Genomic DNA, 21,070 nt, shown 5'->3' on the forward strand with positions numbered 1-21,070 from the left:
TTGGCGGCTGTGCTGGCGGTGGGAGCGGCGGCGGTGTTCCTGGGGGCGTCCCAGGGGACCCAGACTGACCCGCTGGTGACCATGAGCTACATAAACGAAGTGACGGCGCCTCAGATTCTCTCCGACGTAGATGACAGACTGGACCAGCGGGAGCAGGCGCTGGTGGACCGGCTGGATGCCTCCATCGCCCGGTACGAGCGGGACATGGAGCAGAAGCTGTCCGGCTCGGCTGGGACGGGCATGGCGGGGACCTCCTCCGCCTTTACAGTGGTGAATGTGGCGGCAGGTCGGCAGCTCACCGGCGCCACCGGCTTCGAGTTCCTGCTGCGCTCCGGCTCGGCCACTGCGGTGGCGGCCTCGGCCCCGGGGCTCATCGATACCACCGGCGGCGGCACCCTGGCCTCCGGCGGGGCGGTGGAGCCCAACCACCTCTATCTCACCACGGCCGAAGGCAGGGGCCTGAAGGCCGTCACCGACCTCACCGTGCTGGTCCGGGGGAGCTATACCCTAACCTGATTGGAATGGAGCGGAAAAACACCCGGGACATCTGTCCCGGGTGTCAGGCTGTCGAAAAGCCCTCCTGGAGAAGAGCCTCGCAGAGTTCCGTCGTCCGCAGACGACGGAAGGAAAGGAAGCTCCGTCATTTCCGGCGACATGCGCGTCGGAAATGACACCTCTCATAACGGACAGGGCGACTTTTCTGCAAGAATCGAGCCCTGTCCGTCATGCATCCCTCTGTCGAAAAAGGCCTTTGGCCTTTTTCGACAAGCTGAGGCTGCCCGGCTTTGCCGGGCAGCCTGATTTTACGCTGTTTGGCGCATGCCATTCTGCGAGCGGACCCGGCCGGACGCGGCGGCAGCGGCCGGCGCCGCGCCGATGCAGGGCAGCGCCAACAAGAAAAAAGAAAAAGTGACGGCGAATTTTTAAAATGTAACCGAAATGTATCTGCTGGACTTTATAGTAAGAAGCACAGTAGATACCGTAAGACCTGCGCAGCAGGCAGGACGGGAGGTGATGGCTGCCTATGAAACAGGCGGCAGGAAAACGGGAGACCTTTGTGGTACAGATCCTGAATACGCAGAATGCCACATGGCAGGGAACCGTGACCTGGACGGATGGACAAAAGACACAGCCCTTCCGGAGCGCCTTGGAGCTGATTCGCCTCATCGACAGCGCCCTGCTGGAGCAGGCAGCAACGGAAGAGAGTAAGCAACCAGAGCAAGACTGAGCACACCAAGCGGCCCCATGAACACCGTGCAAAGGCAAACCGTCCGAAAGGGCGGGACGCAAAGCCAGGAGGCTACAGCGGGCGACCGCCACGCCGGTCCGGCTGCCACTGTTCCACTTCTCTTATTTTAAGGAGGAATTGAAACAAGATGGCAAAAAGAATGAAACGGACCCTGTCCCTGCTGCTGACAGCCGTGCTGCTGCTGGGCATGCTGCCCATCACGGCGGCGGCGGCGGAGAGCAGCAATCAGCAGATCAGCAACCCAGGCGGAACTGTTTACTACGATACCGATGGAACCCAGTATCAAGAGGGGACATTGGGGGAAGACGGAATCGTAGTCAAAATGACTAAAATGGTTGAGGGGACCACAACGGAAAACGAATTTATCGTTACCCTTCAGGTGCAGACCAACCAGAAATTGACGGAAATCCCGGCGTCTACGCCTGATGCAGCGGTGGCCTTGGCGATTGATGTGTCAAATTCTATGGATGACTGTGTCAACTGTGGCAAGGAAGAGGATGACCCTATCCATCAAGGGGAATCTCACACGGAGTATTATTGCTCTGGTACCTCAGGGAATACTTATAAGGAGCACTGGCATAGCTACGGTTTAGGCGGACGCTATGATTGTCGGCATTGCCACAAGACGCTCTGGGAACACAATGAAGTAACCACGACAACCGCTGGAACGTGCGCCTATCGTTCCCGGTTGGCCGATGCGCAGGCCGCGGCCCTGAGTTTCCTGAATCAGTTTGCCAATGAGACCGGCGCTAAGGAAGGCGAACGTCGTATGGTGGCCGTCGTCTCCTTTGGCTCCAACGCTCGGCGGGAGCTGAACTGGGTGGATATTAGGACACAGCCGGGAATGGATGCCGCCATCGCAGCAATCAACGGAGTTGAAGTCGCCCACGGCAATTCTAAAAACGGCGGCACCAACATCGAGGGCGGCCTGATGCTGGCGAAGAACCTGCTGAAGGCGGGCCGGGGCGATTCCGGTTATGTTCTGAGCGATGCCTATCAGAAGATTCAGGGTATCAACTACCTGTATACGATTCTGCTCACCGATGGCAATCCTACGTACCACGTCTCGAACGACAGCTCCAGCACCAGCAGTATTAGCGGGGCGAAGGGCGGCGGTAGTAGCACTACAGAAGCGGACGCAGAAGACGTAGGCGACGAGGCCGCGGCGATTCGCAGTATCACAAGCCTTTCCAGGCTGTATTCTATTTGCTTTGGCAAGGAAAAGAATAATGATGGAACCTATACAGTTGTTTGGGATAAAAAACCCTTTGGCGACTGGAAGAGTGCCAATCCGAAGACGACCAAAAGTACAACCGTAGGACAGTGGTTGAGCGCCTTTTCTACAGAGGCATACAACGGGCAGGCCACCGGCCTGTTTGACAGCTTTTCTGATATTGCCGCTCAAATCGCAACGGCCGCCCAGGCGTGGAAGGTCAATGACGAGATGGGCGAAAAGATCGAGTATCTTGAAGCGGTTCCGGTTGCAGGCAAAAGCAGCGGTTCTTACATCAATAACGCGGTGACATTCGCTGCAGATGGAAGGTCCTTTGAATGGAATATCCTGAACTCGGAGTATGACCCCAGGATTACAAACGTCGTGGTGCAGGATGGTAAGATGGTCAGCGGAACGCTCGGCTATACGTATCGCTACCGTATTCGTCTGGATAATTTGAATACGAGCCCTGCCGCTGTGGAGGATACAAATCGATTAGCTACACTGAAGTATATGGTGGCGGACACGGACGGGAACTGGCCCACCAGTCCAGATGATCTGAAGACGGGCGAGTTCCTGAGACCGAGCGTCCACGGCATGGAAGCGAGCACTGCGAGCCTTATTCTGAAGACGGACCAAAAGGGAACGCCGCAGAAAGACGCACAGTTCACGCTGGTGCATAATACCGACTGCGCAGCGTGCTCCCATGCGCAAGCGAATGCTTGGAGCAGTGGAACGGTATTTTCCAACGAAAATGGCTTTGTCAATATTACGAACATCCCGTCCGGCCATGCATATACCCTGACTGAGACCCAGGCCCCTTCCGGCTTCATTACCCCTTCTCTCAGCGACGCTCAGACGGCGATCACGGTGAAGTGGGGCAAGGTCTATGTGGGCAGCACGGAGATCACCGCGAATGCCCCCCATATCGTTCGGAACACCCGCGATCCGCAGAAGAAGAGCTTCACCGTCACCAAGAGCTGGCTGCCCGCCGGCAGCGCGCCCACGGACGGCACGACGGTTTCCGTCGACATTTATGTGATGACCGGCGCCACCCAGGACGGAACGCCGATCTACGACGCGGTGAAAGCGCCTGTGGATACGCTGGAGCTGACCCAAGGGAACGGCTGGAGCGATACCACCATACAACTGCCTACCAAGGACGAGGATGGCAAGGATATCGCTTATGTGGCCGTGGAGCGGGAGGTGACCGGCTACCGTACCGTCACACCGGCCGTCCCGCTGGTCTCCACAGCGGGCAATACCATCACCAATGTCAGAGACGCAAAGACGGACATCACCGTCACGAAGGAATGGGAAGGTCCCGCCGCCGACCAGAGCAGCGTTACCGTCGCGGTGATGCACGGCAGCACCATCGTGGATTCTGCTGTGCTGAGCGCTCCCGGCTGGTCCCACACCTTCCGCGTTCCCACGTATGACAATTCCGGCAATGAGGTCCACTATACCGTGGCGGAGCTGGGCGCAGATAACAAGCCTGTCAACGGCACCGTGACATTCAACGATCACACCTATACGATCCATTGTGACCAGGCGACCGGGAAGCTGACCAATACCATCACCGACCCCAAGAATGCCTCGATCGCCGGTACCAAGGTCTGGGTGGCCGCGGCGCTGGACAGCGCGGACAAGACCGCCACGATCGAGCTGTATGCCAACGGTAAGGCCACCGGCATCACCGCTGAGGTCACGGAGAGCAGCCCGGCGTTCTCTTTCACCGGCCTGCCCGTGTATGCCCTGAAGGGTACCGAGATTACGGTCGGAACGGGCGAAGACGCGCAGACCTACGCGATTCCGACTGCCGACGCCAACGGCGAGGCCATTGAATACACCGTCAAGGAGCAGGGCGAGAGCAACGGCAAGATCGCCCTGGATGACGGCGACTGGTTCGAGGTCGGCTATAAAAACAACCAGGATGGCAGCGTGACCATCACCAACACCCTCAAGGGCAGCTTGACCATCGAGGGTGACAAGCGCTGGGACGACGAGGGCAACACCAACGACACCCGGCCCGGGTCCATTACCGTCCGGCTCTATGCAAACGAAGTGGAAGTCGAGGGGCAGGCGAGGGTCCTGACCGCCGACCGTAACCAGAGCGTGGAGCTGAACGACGCAACGCCGGAAAGCACCGAAACGCCCAGCACCGAACCTACAGTCGAGCCCACGATCGAGCCCACAGTCGAGCCCACAGTCGAGCCCACCGCGGAGCCCACTGCCGACGGCGGCGATGCGGTCCTGTCCGGCGCACTGGCGGCGGCCCGCTTCATCGGCGTCGCGGGCCTGGACGGACTGGAACTGCTGGACGGCGCACCCGAGGGCGAGGGAGGACCGGCCGGCGGCATCGTCGCCACGGCGGGCACCTGGGCCTGGGCCGAGGAGACCCACTACAAGTGGGAGGATCTGCCCAAGTACGATGAAACCGGTGCGAAGATCACCTATACCGTGCGCGAAGATGCGGTTCCCAATTATACCGCCAGCTACGGGAAGGGTGAGGCCAAGAACGTGGGTGATTACGATATCACCAATATTCTGGAAGGCGATACCGCCAGCCTGACCATCTCCAAGACCTGGGTGGACGCCCGCAGCAGCCATGATACCGTTGCCTTTACGGTCAGCGCTGCCAACAGCGACAACGTAGCGCCGCGGACCGTGTACCTCCCGGTTACAAACGAAGGGGAGCCGGTCTGGACCACTACGATCTCGGTGCCTGCTTATGACGACGGCAAGCGCATCAATTATACCGTCCGGGAGCTGCTGGGCGGCGAAGCGCTGGAGAACGGGGCCGAATTCAAGCCCTACGGCGCCGATGGCGAGACCTATACGGTTACCTACAGCTCCTCCGGCAATGTGCAGAGCGGTTATGTCTGGAACGTGGTCAACACGGTGGGGCAGAGCAAGGTGAGCGTTTCCGCCACCAAGGAATGGAGCGGCGGGGATCCCGCTTACCGGCCCGCGCTGACCTTTACCCTCCATAAGAACGGCGTGACCACAAACCAGACCAAGGCCATGGTGTATGATGAGACTACGGGCATCGGCAGCCTGACCTTTGAGGATCTGGACCAGTACACCTTCAACGGCAACACCTGCACGAAGAACATCTATACCATCGTGGAGACCATGGAGGAGACCGCTCTGGCGGCTCGTTATACGCCTGCCAACACCACCGGTGAGGACGGCGTCATCCGCTTCGTCAACACCTTTAACGCCGGTACCAAGGATATCAGCATCACCAAGACCTGGGTGGACGGCGCTGCCGCCCATACCGGTGCGGACGCTTCCTTCCTCATCCTGCGGGACGGCACGGAACTGACCGGCGTGGACGCGCCTGCTGCGCCCACGGTTACGGCGAACGACGACGGCACCTTTACCTATCTGTATGAGGACCTTCCCGCCTACTCTGCGATGGACGGCCATGAATTTGCCTATACCATCCAGGAGAGCGGCGCGGTGACGGATGCAGCCACCGGGAAGACCACGGTTACCTGGGGCGGCAGCACTTACGACGTGGTCATCAATGGCTATTCTGTGACCAACACCCTGCAGCAGGATCATGTCGAGGTCACGGTGACCAAGATGTGGAAGGGCCCCGCCGCAGCCGAGGCCAAGTTTACCCTGACCCGCTGGGTCGGCACGACGCAGGACGACGGATTCAGCCTGGAGATCACCCTCACCGACGCCGATCGGAACGAGGACGGAACGGCTTGGGCCAAGACCATTACCACCGACGCCGACGGCGCTCAGCTGCCCAAGTATGATGACGGCCGCAACGAGTACACCTACGTGGTGAAAGAGGTCGTCGGCGCGGACGGCAAGGTCCATGCCTCCAACGGCCATGTGTATACGGTGACGGAGGGGGCCGGAAACGTCTTCCTCAATACCATCGAACAGGAGTACATCGCAGAACTGACGGTCACCAAGATCTGGAATGCCCCCGAGGGGATCGTCCTGCCCGAGTCGGTCACCGTATATCTGTACGGCGATGAGAACTGGGTGGCAATGGAGGGCGTGACGAACCCGGTCACGCTCACGGCCGGTGAAGAAGGTACCTGGAGCTATACCTGGACGAATCTGCCCAAGTATGCGCTCTCCAGCGACGGCCATGAGATCCGGTATACCGTTCAGGAGTGGGGCGCGCAGTCCATTATGACCCCCGACCTGGGCGGCGATAACGAAGGCGGCTCCTCCATCGCCATGAACATGGTGAAGTTCGGCGGCGACTACTACGAGGTCACCTACGGCGGCAGCGCGGCGGACGGCCTGACCATCACCAACACCTACCGCGCCAGTGATCAGTATCTCTACCGCGTGGACCGGGAGTACTACCACTACGATGAGAACGGAACCCTGATCACGGCGGACACCCTGAAGGTGACCGGAGACACCGTCGAGGGCAGCAAGGATCAGGAGATCAAATTGAGCGACCTGAATCCGAACAGCTACAAGAGCACGGACGGCCGGAGCACCTATGTGTACCAGAGCCAGAAGAGCCAGCCGCAGGATGGCGTAAAGCTGGAAGAGCCGGACACCATCTATGTGCTCACGCTGGTCTACGAGCTGCACGACGAAAAGGTCGTGCCCACTCCGACGCCTACCCCCTACGATCCGCCTGTGCATCCGACTCCGAAGCCCACCCCGAAGCCCACTCCGAAGCCCAGCGTCACCCCCACTCCGGAGCCGGTGGAGACGGATATCCCCGAGGAGCCCACACCGCTGGAGCCCGCTCCTGTGGAGCCGGTGCCCACGCCTGAGCCTCCTGCGGAAGAGGTGGAGATCCCCGAAGAGGAGCCCCCGCTGGGCGACCTGCCGCAGACCGGCGCAGTTGCCGGCGCGGTGGATCCCACCGCGACCCTGGGCCTGCTGGCCCTGGCGGCCTCCCTGTCCGCCGCTGGCCTGATCATCATGATCGGCCGCAAGAAGGGCGAAGAAGAGGACTGAAGCGCTTGAAAAAGCCGTGCCCCGTGCATACAGCACGGGGCACGGCTTTTTTGACCCGGTCACAGCAGATGCGAGGCGCTCCGCAGGGCGGAGCGCCTCGCATTTTGAAGCTGATTACTGAGCCTCCACCAAGGCATGCGCGCCATCGGCGGTGGCGTGGAGACTGTGGATGGGGGCCTTGTAGCTCTCGATCAGCTTGGTGGCAATCGCATCCTCCAGGTCCTTCTGGATCTGACGGCGCAGATTACGGGCGCCGTAGGTCTGGGAATAGGACTTTTTGACCAGGTAGTCCAGCAGAACGTCGTCCCAGGTGAAGGTAATACCCTTTTCCGCCAGGGTGGTTTTCAGCTCGTCCAGCATGATGGAAGCGATGGCTTTAAAGTTGTCCTCGCTGAGACGGTTGAAGTAAACGATCTCATCGACCCGGTTGATGAATTCCGGCCGCAGGAAACTCTCCAGCGCCTTCATGGCCCGCTCACGGCCCTGCTCGCCCGCAGTGCGGCCGAAGCCCACGCTGCCGGAGGCATTGGAGCTGCTGCCCGCATTGGAGGTCATGACGATGACGGTGTTCTCGAAGTTCACATTGCGGCCCTGGGCGTCGGTAATGTGACCGTCGTCCAGGATCTGAAGCAGGATGTTCAGCACATCCGGATGGGCCTTCTCGATCTCGTCGAAGAGGATGACGCAGTAGGGCTTGCGCCGCACCTTCTCGGTCAGCTGGCCGGCCTCATCGTAGCCTACGTAGCCCGGAGGGGAGCCGATGATGCGGGAGACGCTGAACTTCTCCATGAACTCGGACATGTCCAGCCGGATCAGCGATTCGGGGGAGTGGAACAGATCCTGAGCAAGCCGCTTGACCAGTTCGGTCTTGCCCACGCCGGTGGAGCCCACAAAGATGAAGGAAACGGGCTTGCGTTTGGAGGCGATGCCCACCCGGCCCCGCCGCACGGCGTTGGCCACGGCGTGGACGGCGTCGTCCTGGCCGATCAGGTGTTCCTTGAGACGCTCCTCCAGCTGGGCCAGACGCTCGTACTCCGCCTCCTGGATCTGACTGGCGGGAATCTTGGTCCACAGCTCGATGACCCGGGCCAGGTGCTCCACCGTCAGGGGAGGCGCGCTCTGGGCGTCCAGACGGCCCAGCTCCTCCTGGAGCTGGATCTCCCGGCTCTTGATGGCGGCCAGGCGCTCGTAGTCGTGGCCGGCCCCCTCATCGGAGAGCAGGGTCTCCCGCTCCCGGTTCAGGTTGGCCAGCTCCCGCTGGTAGCTGGCCTGCCGGTGCTCGTTGGAGCGCAGGGCCTCCTGCGTGGCGGGGTTTCCCGTGAGGGAATCGTGCTCGGCGTTGAGCTTGGCCAGCTCCCGGCGGATCTCCGCCTGGCGCTGCTCGTTGCTCTTCAGGGCGGTCTGGCGCTTGTAGTCCCGCTGGTTGGCCTCGCTCATCAGGTCTTCGCGCTCTTTGGAGAGGGATTCCAGCTCCTTTTTGACCTCCACGCTGCGGGCCAGGCCCTTATTGTGCAGGTTCACGTCGGAGCAGGCCTCGTCGATCAGGTCGATGGCCTTGTCGGGCAGGAAGCGGTCGGTGATATACCGCTCGCTCATGGTCACGGCCAGGCGGCACATCTCCGGGGAGATGTACACGAAATGATAGTGCTCATAGTAGGGGGCGATGCCCTGGATGATCTTGACGGAATCCTCAATGGAGGGCTCCTCCACGATGACGGGCTGGAAGCGCCGCTCCAGGGCGGAGTCCTTTTCGATGTACTTGCGGTACTCCGTAAGGGTGGTGGCGCCGATGACCTGGATCTCTCCGCGGCTCAGAGCGGGCTTGAGGATATTGGCCGCGTTCATGCTTCCCTCGGCATCTCCGGCGCCCACGATGTTGTGGACCTCGTCGATGACCAGAATGATATTGCCCAGCTTGCGGATCTCCTCGATGAGCCCCTTCATGCGGCTTTCAAACTGGCCCCGGAACTGGGTGCCCGCCACCAGGGCGGTCAGATCCAGCAGGTAGACCTCCTTATCCAGCAGCTTGTAGGGTACGTCCCGCTCATAAATCTTCTGCGCCAGACCTTCCGCAATGGCGGTCTTGCCCACGCCGGGCTCGCCGATGAGGCAGGGATTGTTCTTCTGGCGGCGGTTCAGGATCTGAATGGTGCGCTGGATCTCCTCATCCCGGCCCACGATGCGGTCCAGCTTGCCGTCGGCGGCCTTTTGCGTCAGGGAGATGCAGTAATTTTCCAAGAATTTGCGTTTGGGCTGCTTTTCGCCCTTGCCGTTCTTTTCCTTTTCCTCCCGGGCGGGGCGGGAAGCCTCACGCTCAGGGGGCTGGCCGGGGTTCTGGGCGGAGCCGAACAGCTTATTCAGGAAGGGAAAGGTAGCGGTCTTGCCGTCCTCGTCGTCCTCGTCGCCGTCCTCATCCTGGGCCATCAGGCCCTCCATGCCCTCGGCGCCGCCGAAGGCCGACATCATCTCGTTGGTCAGGCCCTCCAGGTCCTCGTCGGTGATACCCATTTTCTGGATCATATCTTCCACGGGCTTGATGCCCATTTCTTTGGCGCATTTCAGGCAGAGGCCTTCACTCTTCGTGGTGCCGCCCTCCATCTTCTGAATGAAGATGACGGCGACGTTTTTGTGACATCTGGAGCAAAGTGTGGGTTGCATCTATTTCAACTCCTTCCGGAGCGCTTCCGAATCGCAGCGGAACGCCCCTGAGATAACATTCCTTTTGAGAAATGATTCTAATCCGAAATTATGAACTGCGTATGAATCAGTGGGATTTTCTTTTTTCCAATCCCTTGACAAATTGGTACAGATAGCTGAAAAAGGCGGCTACCGTCAGGACGAGGGCCGCGGAGATCATCCGCACGGCCCAGGGCCTTGGAATAGCGGGGAAAAGGACCAGAGCGGCGCACACCACGAAGAACACGCCGGTGGCGCTCTTGCCCAGCCAGTTGGAGGAGATCACGTCCCCCCGCGCCCGATACATGAGATAGCCGCCGATGGCCATGGCCAGTTCCTTGCAGAAGAAGATCACGACCGCCCATACAGGGATCACTCCGTCCGCAGTAAGGCAGAGGATCACGATGAAGGTCATCAGCTTGTCGGCCATCGGATCCAGAATGCGGCCCAGACGGGTGATCTGGTTGAAGCGCCGGGCGATCCAGCCGTCGGCCACATCCGTGACAAACGCGGCCAGATAGAGAACGGCGGACCAGAGATGGGCGTTGGGAGCGCAGGAGAAGTAGACCAGGGCAAATACCGGCACCAAGGCCAGGCGAAGCAGGGAGAGCAAGTTTGGAATCGTCATAAGTCACCTGAATTTCCTTTGCACGCCGGTGCGGCGTTACAGTCCGCTCAAGAGAGCGAAGGGGTTGGTGTCCATAAAAAAGCGAAGCAGGCGGGTCTGTTCCACCGTCTCTTCCGGGATCAGATGGCCGGAAAACTGGATCAGCCAGGCCGCGACGAACAGAAGAATACACCCCTGGATCAGCCCGAAAAGGCCGCCCAGCGTTTTGTTGAGAAAATGCAGCCCCGGCAGCCGGGCGACCAGATCCAGAGCGCGGCTCACCAAAGTCCATGCCGCCAGCAGGAGGAGAAATCCCGCCAGGAAGAGCACCAGGTAGGCGACCGATTGGGCCACGGCGGCGGCCACCGCCGCCGCGGCGCTGGCGGCGATCTCCGCCACGCCCTGTTCCACGGCACGGTCCACCGCGCCGATCAGATTTTGGTAGAGCCCCATATCGCGCAGGATGTCCAGCACACCCTCCAGGGGGACGTCTTCGGTGGTGAGCACGGCCTGCTCCCCCTCTGCCACACGCTGTTCCAGCGCGTCCTCCAGACGGGTCTCGATAGCGGCGGCGAAGCGCGGCTCCAGGGCCTGGGCCACCATGGGAGAGACGGTGCGGGCCAGAAAGCTGGCCCCGGCGAACGCCACCACCACCGCCAGCAGAGAGCACAGGGAGAGCACCAGCCCGCGCCAGGCGCCCCGCAGGGTGAAGATCACCAGCACGGCCAGTACGATCAGGTCAAAAAGGAGAAAAGCTGCCATGAGATGCCTCCTGCGTGGTAGGATCAGGGAACATAGAGCCGGGCTTCGCCGCTGCCGATGAGCATGGCGGTACCGTCGCTGCGTATCAGCACGCGGCGGGCCCCCTGGGTGCCGTCCAGCGTGGCGTAGAGGCCGAGCTGCTGGTCATACAGGTCCAGCCGGTCGGCCGTGAGCACCGCCACATACCGCCCGGCGGCGGAAAGAGAGAGCACCTGCTCGTCAATGGACAAGGAGGCCTGTACCGCGCCCGCGCCGTCCACGATGGTCAGCACGGCATTGCTGCCCGCACGGTACTTGCCCAGCAGAAGCGCGGCAAAGCCGTCGCCCTCCAGCGAAAAGCCCTTCAGATAGCGTCCGCTGTAGGTATAGCCGCCGCCCAAAGCGCCGGAGCCGTCCACCCGGTACACGCCGTTCTCGCCCAACAGCCAGATGCCGTCATCCGTCCAGCGCAGGGCCAGGGGCGCGTTGTTGCCCACGGAGCAGGACGCGTCGGGCGCGGCGCTGCCGGCGTCATGGTCCAGCCGGTACAGGTCTACCCGGCAGTCAAAGCTGCCCTCCTCCAGACCTACGGTCAGGACAGCGACGGTCTTGTTGTCGGGGGAAAGGGCCGCGTCCATGACGAAGCGGCTGGACAGGTCAAGCCGCATGACGGGGGCATAGCTTCCGTCGTAGACCGTAACGCTGCCCTTATACCCGTGCTCCTGACTGACCAGGACCAGCCACCCGTTCGGATTGAGCGAGGCGGAGATCAGGGAGCGCTCGGTCTCCTGGGAGAGGGTAAAGGCCACCTCCCGGCCGGAGAGCACGAACAGCTCCTGTCCCCCGGCGTCGTAGACCAGGCCCCGTTTGCCGCAGGCGCTTACCACCGGGTGTTCCAGCAGTACGGTCTCGTCCACATACAGGGTGCCGCTGCCCGAATAGAGCTGAAAGCCAGTAGGGGAGCAGACCAGCAGGTCTCCGTCCAGGTTGGCGAAGGTGTCGGACGCGCTGCCGCCGTAGGAAAAGGTCTCCGCCTGTCCGCTGTCGCTGCGCTCCAGATTGCGGTAAGAGAACCAGCGCCGGATGGAATCCAGGTTGATCCTGTCGCGCCAGGCCACCAGGGCCACGGCGCCCACGACCAGAGCGACCGTCAGCAGAAAGGCCAGCAGCCGCCGCAGCAGATTTGGTTTTTGCAGTTTGGGGGCCGGACGGCCCCCGCTGATTTCTTCCATTTTATGCTCCTGATCGGGGAATATGTGGCCGAGCCGCTGTACGTCCTGCCGGCGCCGCAAGTTCATCCTATCTCATCCGCCGGTTGGCGCGGGGGGCGCAGCCGAACCGTTAGGGTACATCCTCGCCATACCACAATTGGGTCATATATAACCCGCCGGGAGGGACCGTGGGTCCGGCGGCGGTGCGGTTGCGGCCGGACAGGATGGCCGGTACGTCATCGGGGGAGAATTTGCCCTCGGCGGCGTAGACGCAGGTGCCCACCATGGCCCGCACCATGTTATAGAGAAAGCCGTCGGCACAGACCCGGCAGTCGATCTGATCGCCCCTGCGCGCAACGGTAAAGTAATGTACCGTGCGCACGGTGGAGCGCACCTCGGTGCCCACCGACTGGACGGCCTTGAAATCATGGGTACCCACGAAGTGGGCGGCTGCCCGGGCCATGACGGACTCGTCCAGATGCTTGGGATAGAACCATACCCGGTCCACCAGAAAGGCGTTGCGGATACGGGAGTTGTAGATGCGGTAAGTGTACTCCTTTTTCAGGCAGGAGCCGATGGCGTTGAACGCGCTGCTTACCTCGCCGGCCCGGACCACCACGATATCCTCGGGCAGGCGGGTATTCACCGCCAGGGGCAGCCGGTCGCAGGGGATGCGGGAGCTGGTATGGAAGTTGGCGATATAGGTTTCGGCATGGACGCCGGCGTCGGTGCGGCCTGCCCCGGTGCATTTGACCGGATGGCCCACCACCTGTGCCAGAGCTTTTTCCAGCGTCTCCTCCACAGAGACGGCGTTTTTCTGGACCTGCCAGCCGTGGTAGGCGGTGCCTACATACATCAATCGTAACGCAATATTCCTCATAGCGGTTTAAGCTCACATTAATTTTTTCTAAAATTAGAGGTCTGGGGATCGTTCGAGGCTTGGAACCGGAACCGGTTCCAAGACCGACGCCCATTCGTCCTTCCGCGGGCATTCAAACAGGCGCCCGGCGCGGCGGCGCGGGGGTGGCCGCACCGAGGAGCAAGGACTCGCCGGTTGGCGTTTGCACAAGCTCCCAAACAAGGATCTAAAGCCCGAACTGCCGCAGCACGCCTACCAGCACGCACAGAGCCGCGCTGCCGGCCAGTGCGGCCACGTCGGCGCCCCGGAAGCGGAGCACCCGCAGGCGGGTGCGTCCCTCGCCGCCGTGATAGCAGCGGCACTCCATGGCCACCGCCAGCTCGTCGGCCCGGCGGAACGCGGAGATGAACAGAGGCACCAGCAAAGGCACCAGGGCCCGGGCTTTCTGCATCAGGCTGCCCGTGTCGAAATCGGCCCCCCGGGCCTTCTGGGCGGACATGATCTTGTCGGTCTCTTCGATCAGCGTGGGGATAAAGCGCAGGGCGATGGACATCATCATGGCCAGCTCATGGACGGGGACTCGGATGGCCTTCAGGGGTCCCAGCAGCTTTTCCAGCCCGTCGGTGAGCAGGATGGGGGAAGTGGTATAGGTCAGCAGGAAGGTACAGGCGATGAGCATGGCGATGCGCAGGATCATATAAACGGCCGCCCAGATGCCCTCCGGATAGATCTTGAAGATCCAGAAGGCGGCCAGGGGCTCCCCCGCTCCGGGGGTGTAGAACAGGTTGAGCACGGCGGTGATGATGATGATGACCAGGATGGGCTTCATCCCGCGCAGGATGGTCTTCAGCCCCACCCTGGATACGGCGATGAGCGCGGCCAGAACGGCCAGCAGGACGGCGTAGCCCACGATGCCCTTGGCCAGGAACAGCGCCACGATATAGGCCACGGTGCCCAGCAGCTTGGTACGGGGGTCCAGCCGGTGCAGCAGGGTGTTTCCGGGGAAATACTGGCCCAGCGTGATATCCTTGAGCGCCATTTACACCGCCCCCTTCCGCCTGAGCGCGGCCAGCACCGCGCACTTGGCCTGCTCGATGGTGTAGACCGAAGGGTCGATGTCCACGCCGAGGGCCTTCAGCCGGTGGAACACCCGGGTCATGGCGGGCACGCCAAGCCCCATGCGCTCCAGCTCGTCCCCGTGGGCAAACACTTCCCGGGGGGAGCCGGAGAAGGGGATGCGCGCGTCGTCCACCACCACCAGACGGTCCACCGTCCGGGCCACTTCCTCCATGGAGTGGGAGACGATGAGGATGGTGGCGTTTTTGGCGGTATGGTAGTCGTGGATGTTCTGCAGGATGTTCTCCACACCCACCGGGTCCAGCCCGGCGGTGGGTTCGTCCAGAATGAGCACGGAGGGCTCCATGGCGATGACGCCCGCGATGGCCACCCGGCGCTTCTGGCCGCCGGAGAGCTCGAAGGGGGACTTCTCCAGCACCTCGTCCTTCAGGCCCACAAACTGGGCGGCCTGCCGTACCCGGCGATCGATCTCCCCCGCGTCCAGCCCCATATTCCGGGGGCCGAAGGAGATGTCCTTGTATACCGTCTCCTCAAACAGCTGGTACTCCGGGTACTGGAAGACCAGCCCCACCTGGAAGCGGGTCTGCCGGGTGCGCTCCTTGGTTTCCCAGATGTCGCGCCCTTCAAACAGGACCCGGCCGGAGGTGGGCTTCAGCAGGCCGTTGAGGTGCTGGATGAGGGTGGATTTGCCCGAGCCGGTGTGGCCGATGATGCCCAGGTACTCTCCGCGGTAGGCGGTGAAGTCCACGTCCACCAGGGCGCCCCGTTCGAACGGGGTACCGGCCGAGTAGATATGACAGAGCTTTTCCGTCTGAATGATCGGTTCCAAATGGCTTCATTCCTTTATCAATTGGTGCATCCCCCGCAGGGTAACGCCCGCGCGGGCCGTCTGGCCGGGCGGCCCGGTCCTTATTGCAGCAGCCGGTACAGCGCCTGGGCGCACTCCTCGTCGGAAAGCGCGTCCAGGGGAACGTCCACGCCCGCCTGGCGCAGCTGCCATAAAAGCTCGGTGGTCTCCGGCACCGTCAGACCAACGGACTTGAGGGCCTCCACCTGCCGGAAGACCTGTCGGGGCGGGCCGTCGGAGACGATCTTGCCCTTGGCCATGACCACCAGCCGGTCGGCCATGGCGGCCTCGTCCATGTGGTGGGTAATCAGCACCACGGTGACGCCGCTGGTGCGGTTAAGTGCGCGGATGGTCTTCATGACCTCGCTGCGGCCGATGGGGTCCAGCATGGCGGTGGGCTCGTCCAGCACGATACACCGGGGGCGCATGGCGATGACGCCCGCGATGGCCACCCGCTGCTTCTGACCGCCGGAGAGCAGATGAGGGGCATGCTCCCGATATTCGTACATGCCGACCTGCCGCAGGGCTTCGTCCACCCGGCGGCGGATCTCCTCGGAGGGCACGCCCAGATTCTCCGGGGCAAAGGCCACGTCCTCCTCCACCACGTTGGCTACGATCTGGTTGTCCGGGTTCTGGAACACCATGCCCACGGTGCGGCGGATGTCCAGCAGAGCGTCCTCGTCGGCGGTATCGATGCCGCTGACGTATACCTTGCCCCCGGTAGGGAGCAGGATGGCGTTCATATGCTTGGCCAGGGTGGATTTGCCGGAGCCGTTATGCCCCAGCACGGCCACGAAGGACCCCTCCGCGATTTCCAGATCTACCCCGTCCAGCACCACCGGAGGGACGGACCCCTCGTCGGCGGCGTAGGAAAAGCGGAGCTGCTGCGTTTTGATAATGGACTGACTCATATGCATTCCCTCCGATTCAGCCGCATACCCACCGCCCCGTGGCGCCGCAGGGCAGGGAAAGGCCAGTGGCGGTAACGGGCAGGCCAAGCTCCTGGCTCTCGGTGTGGCCGCCGTACCTGCGGGACACGATGGTCTCCAGCAGATAGGTGAGCACCGAGGGGGAGAGGCCGGTGGTATAGGAGTTGATGAGAAAGAAGATGGGCGCGTCGGAGAGCACCTGGGCCGCCAGCTCCAGAAAAAGGGGCAGGTTTTCCTCCAGCTTCCAGATCTCACCGGATGGGCCGCGGCCATAAGAGGGCGGGTCCATGATGACCGCGTCATACCGGCGTCCCCGCCGGATCTCACGCTCCACGAATTTGCCGCAGTCGTCGACGATCCAGCGGATCGGCGCCTGCTCCAGGCCGGAACTTTTGGCGTTTTCCCGCGCCCAGGAGACCATGCCCTTCGCCGCGTCCACATGGCACACGCTGGCCCCCGCCGCCGCGCAGGCGATGGTGGCCGCGCCGGTGTAGGCGAACAGGTTGAGCACGCTCACCGGCCGGCCGGCGGCGCGGATGGCCTGCATGGCGAAGTCCCAGTTGGCGGCCTGTTCGGGGAACAGACCGGTATGCTTGAAATTCATGGGCTTGATGTTGAAGGTCAGCGCGCCATAATCCAGCGTCCACCGCTCCGGCAGGTCCTTCTTGACCCATGCGCCCCCGCCGGTGCTGGAGCGCTGATAGCGTCCGTCGTGCCGCTTCCAGCCGGGATGGCTGCCCTCCCGCTGCCAGATGGCCTGGGGATCAGGCCGCACCAGCAGGTATTTGCCCCAGCGCTCCAGCCGCTCGCCTGCGCCGCAGTCCAGCAGTTCATACTCGTTCCAGTGATCTGATCGCCACATACGCGCCCCTCGCCTTAATGTTGTCATAATCATCCTATTATATCATTGTGTTCCGAACCAGTCAATTGGAAGAAATGATTGTACTGTCCGGGAAATTGTGATAAAATAGACACGATTTTTGTAGAGAAAGGGTGTTCGCCATGAGCGCCGGAGAGCTGCAGTTCCGCACCGCCGCCTTTGGAGGCTTCCAGAAGCAGGACGTGTTGGACTTTATCGATAGCCGCAGCCGGGAGCAGCAGGAAAAGCTGGAGGCCCTCAAGCGGGAACTTGAGGAGGGCGCCAAAGCCCGGGCGGAGCTGGAGGAGGAACTGGCCGCCGCCAAGGACCGGGCCGAGTGCCTTGCCGCCGAGGGGGAGACGTTGTCCGCCCAGCAGAAACAGGCGCAGGAGCAGGCCGAAGCACTGCGTGCCGAGCTGGAGCAGACCCGCGCACGGGCCGAAGCGGCCGAGCGCGGCCTGGCCGACGCCCAGGCGCGGCTTGCCAAGGCGGAGCCCGCCGCCGCAGCCTATGAGAGCGTGAAGGACCGCACCGCCGGTATGGAGCTGGAGGCCCACTGCCGGGCCGAACAGGTGGAGGCTGAGGCGGCCGAGCGGGTCAAAAAGATGCGGGAGCAGGTGGAGCACTGGCTGGGCCGGGTCCAGAACGAGTACGACCGCCTGCGGACCAGCATGGACGCCACCCTGTCCCATGCGGGCGGGGAACTGGAGCAGGTACGCGGTATGCTGGACGGCCTCTCGGCGGAGCTGGAGCGGCAGGACGAGGCGCTGGAAGGCCTCGCCGAGACCTGCCGGACGGAACTGGGTCCCCGGCCGCCCCGCCCGCTGCCTCTGGACGCTCAATAAGGAGCGGCAGAGGGCTGTTGCGGGCGGCCGTCCTCCGCAACGGGAACGCAGGACAATCGGAGCGCAGGGGGACTGTTTGACAGATGGAAAAAACGGGCGGCCGCAGGCCGCCCGTTTTCTGTATGTTGCAGCGCGTAGGGTTCACAGCATCCGTTTGAGATACTGCCCCGTATAGGAGGCGGCGCATTGCGCCACCTCCTCTGGAGTTCCCGTTACCACAATGCTTCCGCCGCCGTCGCCGCCCTCGGGACCCAGGTCGATGATGTGATCGGCGGTTTTGATGACATCCAGGTTGTGCTCGATGACGACTACGGTGTTGCCTGCGTCCACCAGCTTTTGCAGCACCTCAATCAGCTTGTGGACGTCGGCGGTGTGCAGGCCGGTGGTGGGCTCGTCCAGCACGTAGATGGTGGAGCCGGTGGAGCGCTTGGAGAGCTCCGTGGCCAGCTTGACCCGCTGGGCCTCGCCGCCGGAAAGGGTGGTGGAGGGCTGGCCCAGCTTTACGTAGGAGAGCCCTACCTCATACAGCGTCTGAAGCTTGTTGTACAGTTTGGGCAGGTGCTCAAAGAAGGGGAGAGCCTCCTCCACCGTCATGTCCAGCACTTCATAGATGTTTTTGCCCTTGTAGCGGACCTCCAGAGTCTCCCGGTTGTACCGCTTGCCCTTGCACACCTCGCAGGGCACATAGATATCGGGCAGAAAGTGCATCTCGATCTTCAGCAGCCCGTCGCCCTGGCAGGCCTCGCACCGCCCGCCCCGCACGTTGAAGGAGAAGCGCCCCGGGCCGTAGCCCCGGCTCTTGGCGTCGGGAGTGGAGGCGAACAGATCCCGGATATCGTTGAACAGTCCCGTATAGGTGGCCGGGTTGGAGCGGGGCGTGCGGCCAATGGGGGATTGATCGATGGCGATGATCTTATCCAGGAATTCCTCGCCCTCGATGCGCTCGTGCTTCCCCGCCCGGCATTTGGCGTGGTTCAGGTCGCAGGCCAGCTTTTTATAGAGGATCTCGTTGACCAGGCTGGATTTGCCCGAGCCGGATACGCCGGTGACACAGGTGAAGGTGCCCAGGGGGATGGACACGTCCACCTGGTTCAGATTATTTTCCGCCGCGCCCCGGATGATCAGAGACCTGCCGCTGCCGGTCCGCCGCTGGGCGGGGACGGGGATCTTCTTCCGGCCGGACAGGTAGTCGCCGGTGAGGGAGCCGGGGGCGTTCATGATCTCCTCGGCGGTGCCGCAGGCCACCACCTCGCCGCCATGGACGCCCGCGCCGGGGCCGATATCCACGATATAGTCGGCCGCGCGCATCGTGTCCTCGTCGTGTTCCACCACCAGCAGGGTGTTGCCCAGATCCCGCAGGTGCTTCATGGTGTCCAGCAGCATGTCGTTGTCCCGCTGGTGCAGGCCGATGGAGGGCTCGTCCAGAATATAGAGCACGCCCATCAGGGAGGAACCGATCTGGGTGGCCAGACGGATGCGCTGGCTTTCGCCGCCGGAGAGGGTGGCCGCCGCCCGGCTCAGGGTGAGGTACTGCAGGCCCACCGACCGCAGAAAGCCCAGGCGGGACCTGATCTCCTTCAGGATGCGTTCCGCAATGAGCATTTTCTGGGCGGAGAGCTCCAGATGTTCTACGAAGTCCAGGGCCTCCGTGACCGGTTTCTGACAGAAATCATGGATGCTGATGCCGCCCACGGTGACCGAAAGAGCCTCTTTTTTCAGCCGTTTTCCGCCGCAGTCGGGGCAGGGACGCTGGCTCATGCACTCCTCCAGCTCCCGGCGCATACCGTCGCTCTGGGTTTCCCGGTAGCGGCGCTCCAGATTGTTCACCACGCCTTCGAACGCCTGGTACAGGGTCCCCTGCCCGTTGCCGCGCTCGTAGGTCAGCTTGAGTTTTTCCCCCTGGGTGCCGTAGAGGATCCGGTCCAGGATCTCCGCGGGCAGCTCTTCCACCGGCGTGCTGAGCTTGAAGCCGTACTTTTTGGCCAGGGCGTCAAAGTACATGCGGGAGATGGAATCGCCCTTGATGTTGTTCCAGCCGGAGGCGGTGATGGCCCCCTCCAGGATGGAGAGCTTTTTGTTGGGGAGGATGAGGTCCGGGTCCACCTTCAGCTGTGCGCCCAGTCCGGTGCAGGTGGGGCAGGCGCCGTAGGGATTGTTGAAGGAAAACATGCGGGGCGTGAGTTCCTCAATGGAGATGCCGCAGTCCTCACAGGCATAATTTTGGGAAAACAGGATATCACGGTCCTCGTTCACGATGTTGAGGATGACCAGGCCGCCCGCCAGGGCGGAGGCGGTCTCCACACTGTCGGTCAGGCGGCGGGCGATGTCCTGCCGGATGACCAGCCGGTCCACGACCACTTCGATGTTGTGCTTCCTGTTCTTGTCCAGCTTGATCTCCTCGCTCAGGTCATACAGGGAAGCGTCCACCCGTACCCGGACATAACCGGACTTGCGGGCGTCCTCAAAGAGCTTCTGGTGTTCCCCCTTCCGGGCGCGCACCACGGGGGCGAGCACCTGTACCCGGGTGGCTTCGGGCAGGGTCATCACCTGGTCGATGATCTGGTCGATGGTCTGCTGCTGAATCTCCTTGCCGCACTTGGGGCAGTGGGGCGTGCCTACCCGGGCCCACAGAAGGCGCAGATAGTCGTAGATCTCGGTGACGGTACCCACGGTGGAGCGGGGGTTTTTGGAGGTGGTCTTCTGGTCGATGGAAATGGCGGGGGACAGGCCGTCGATATAGTCCACGTCGGGCTTCTCCATCTGACCCAGGAACATGCGGGCGTAGGAGCTGAGGGACTCCACGTACCGGCGCTGGCCCTCGGCATAAATGGTCTCAAAGGCCAGGGAGGACTTGCCGCTTCCGGATACGCCGGTGAGCACCACCAGCTTGTCCCGCGGAATCTCCACGTCGATGTTTTTCAGATTGTTTTCCCGTGCGCCTTTGACGTAAATGTGGTCGAGCATAATCGTTGGGTTCTCCTTTGTGACGACAGTCGGCCCCGGC

14 protein-coding genes and 1 riboswitch are annotated in these 21,070 nt (G+C 62.3%); of the genes, 4 read left to right on the top strand and 10 right to left on the bottom strand.

Annotation, left to right across the window (positions count from 1 at the left end):
• The 3 genes from MR825_RS12610 to MR825_RS12620 all read left to right on the top strand — a co-directional run.
• Nucleotides 1-516: hypothetical protein (locus MR825_RS12610; RefSeq protein ID WP_287881032.1), on the top strand; the 516-nt coding region annotated here is incomplete at its 5' end.
• Between the two features lie 508 nt (nucleotides 517-1,024).
• A complete protein-coding gene (locus tag MR825_RS12615; RefSeq protein ID WP_186906335.1) occupies nucleotides 1,025-1,228 on the top strand; it encodes a hypothetical protein in 204 nt (67 codons plus the stop codon).
• 23 nt (nucleotides 1,229-1,251) lie between these two features.
• Nucleotides 1,252-1,338: riboswitch (cyclic di-GMP riboswitch) on the top strand.
• 50 nt (nucleotides 1,339-1,388) lie between these two features.
• Entirely contained in the window at nucleotides 1,389-7,415 is a 6,027-nt protein-coding gene (locus MR825_RS12620; protein WP_287881034.1) for a Cna B-type domain-containing protein, read from the top strand.
• 114 nt (nucleotides 7,416-7,529) lie between these two features.
• On the opposite strand, the gene MR825_RS12625 is transcribed toward MR825_RS12620, so the two are convergent.
• The 9 genes from MR825_RS12625 to MR825_RS12665 form a co-directional block, all read right to left on the bottom strand.
• The gene (locus tag MR825_RS12625; RefSeq protein ID WP_186906333.1) at nucleotides 7,530-10,073 is read right to left on the bottom strand and encodes an ATP-dependent Clp protease ATP-binding subunit; all 2,544 of its coding nucleotides are present in this window, start codon (nucleotides 10,071-10,073) and stop codon (nucleotides 7,530-7,532) included.
• 106 nt (nucleotides 10,074-10,179) lie between these two features.
• Nucleotides 10,180-10,719 carry a CDP-alcohol phosphatidyltransferase family protein gene (locus MR825_RS12630; RefSeq protein ID WP_287881036.1) on the bottom strand — a complete coding sequence of 180 codons (540 nt, stop codon included), beginning with the start codon at nucleotides 10,717-10,719 and terminating at the stop codon, nucleotides 10,180-10,182.
• 36 nt (nucleotides 10,720-10,755) lie between these two features.
• Nucleotides 10,756-11,460 (bottom strand): CvpA family protein, encoded by a 705-nt coding sequence (locus MR825_RS12635; protein ID WP_186906331.1) that lies wholly within the window; start codon nucleotides 11,458-11,460, stop codon nucleotides 10,756-10,758.
• A 23-nt stretch (nucleotides 11,461-11,483) separates the two neighbouring features.
• The gene (locus MR825_RS12640) at nucleotides 11,484-12,671 is read right to left on the bottom strand and encodes a DUF5711 family protein (protein ID WP_287881038.1); all 1,188 of its coding nucleotides are present in this window, start codon (nucleotides 12,669-12,671) and stop codon (nucleotides 11,484-11,486) included.
• Between the two features lie 109 nt (nucleotides 12,672-12,780).
• On the bottom strand, nucleotides 12,781-13,530 hold the full coding sequence (gene truA, locus MR825_RS12645) for a tRNA pseudouridine(38-40) synthase TruA (protein WP_186906329.1): 750 nt from the start codon (nucleotides 13,528-13,530) through the stop codon (nucleotides 12,781-12,783).
• Between the two features lie 205 nt (nucleotides 13,531-13,735).
• Nucleotides 13,736-14,548 (bottom strand): energy-coupling factor transporter transmembrane component T family protein, encoded by an 813-nt coding sequence (locus tag MR825_RS12650; RefSeq protein WP_186906328.1) that lies wholly within the window; start codon nucleotides 14,546-14,548, stop codon nucleotides 13,736-13,738.
• Complete coding sequence (locus MR825_RS12655; protein WP_186906327.1) at nucleotides 14,549-15,415, bottom strand: energy-coupling factor transporter ATPase; 867 nt, start codon at nucleotides 15,413-15,415, stop codon at nucleotides 14,549-14,551.
• An 80-nt stretch (nucleotides 15,416-15,495) separates the two neighbouring features.
• Nucleotides 15,496-16,344, bottom strand: coding sequence for an energy-coupling factor transporter ATPase (locus tag MR825_RS12660; protein ID WP_186906326.1), 849 nt, complete (start codon nucleotides 16,342-16,344; stop codon nucleotides 15,496-15,498).
• Nucleotides 16,345-16,360: 16 nt separating this feature from the next.
• Nucleotides 16,361-17,224 (bottom strand): class I SAM-dependent methyltransferase, encoded by an 864-nt coding sequence (locus tag MR825_RS12665; RefSeq protein ID WP_186906325.1) that lies wholly within the window; start codon nucleotides 17,222-17,224, stop codon nucleotides 16,361-16,363.
• 140 nt (nucleotides 17,225-17,364) lie between these two features.
• On the opposite strand from MR825_RS12665, the gene MR825_RS12670 reads away from it, so the two are divergent.
• Nucleotides 17,365-18,066, top strand: a complete 702-nt coding sequence (locus MR825_RS12670) for a hypothetical protein (RefSeq protein ID WP_186906324.1) — start codon at nucleotides 17,365-17,367, stop codon at nucleotides 18,064-18,066.
• Nucleotides 18,067-18,207: 141 nt separating this feature from the next.
• On the opposite strand, the gene uvrA is transcribed toward MR825_RS12670, so the two are convergent.
• Nucleotides 18,208-21,030 carry an excinuclease ABC subunit UvrA gene (uvrA, locus tag MR825_RS12675; RefSeq protein WP_287881041.1) on the bottom strand — a complete coding sequence of 941 codons (2,823 nt, stop codon included), beginning with the start codon at nucleotides 21,028-21,030 and terminating at the stop codon, nucleotides 18,208-18,210.
• Nucleotides 21,031-21,070 lie beyond the last annotated feature (40 nt).

It is taken from the genome of Lawsonibacter sp. (genome assembly GCF_022777125.1).
Classification (GTDB): domain Bacteria; phylum Bacillota; class Clostridia; order Oscillospirales; family Oscillospiraceae; genus Lawsonibacter_A; species Lawsonibacter_A hominis.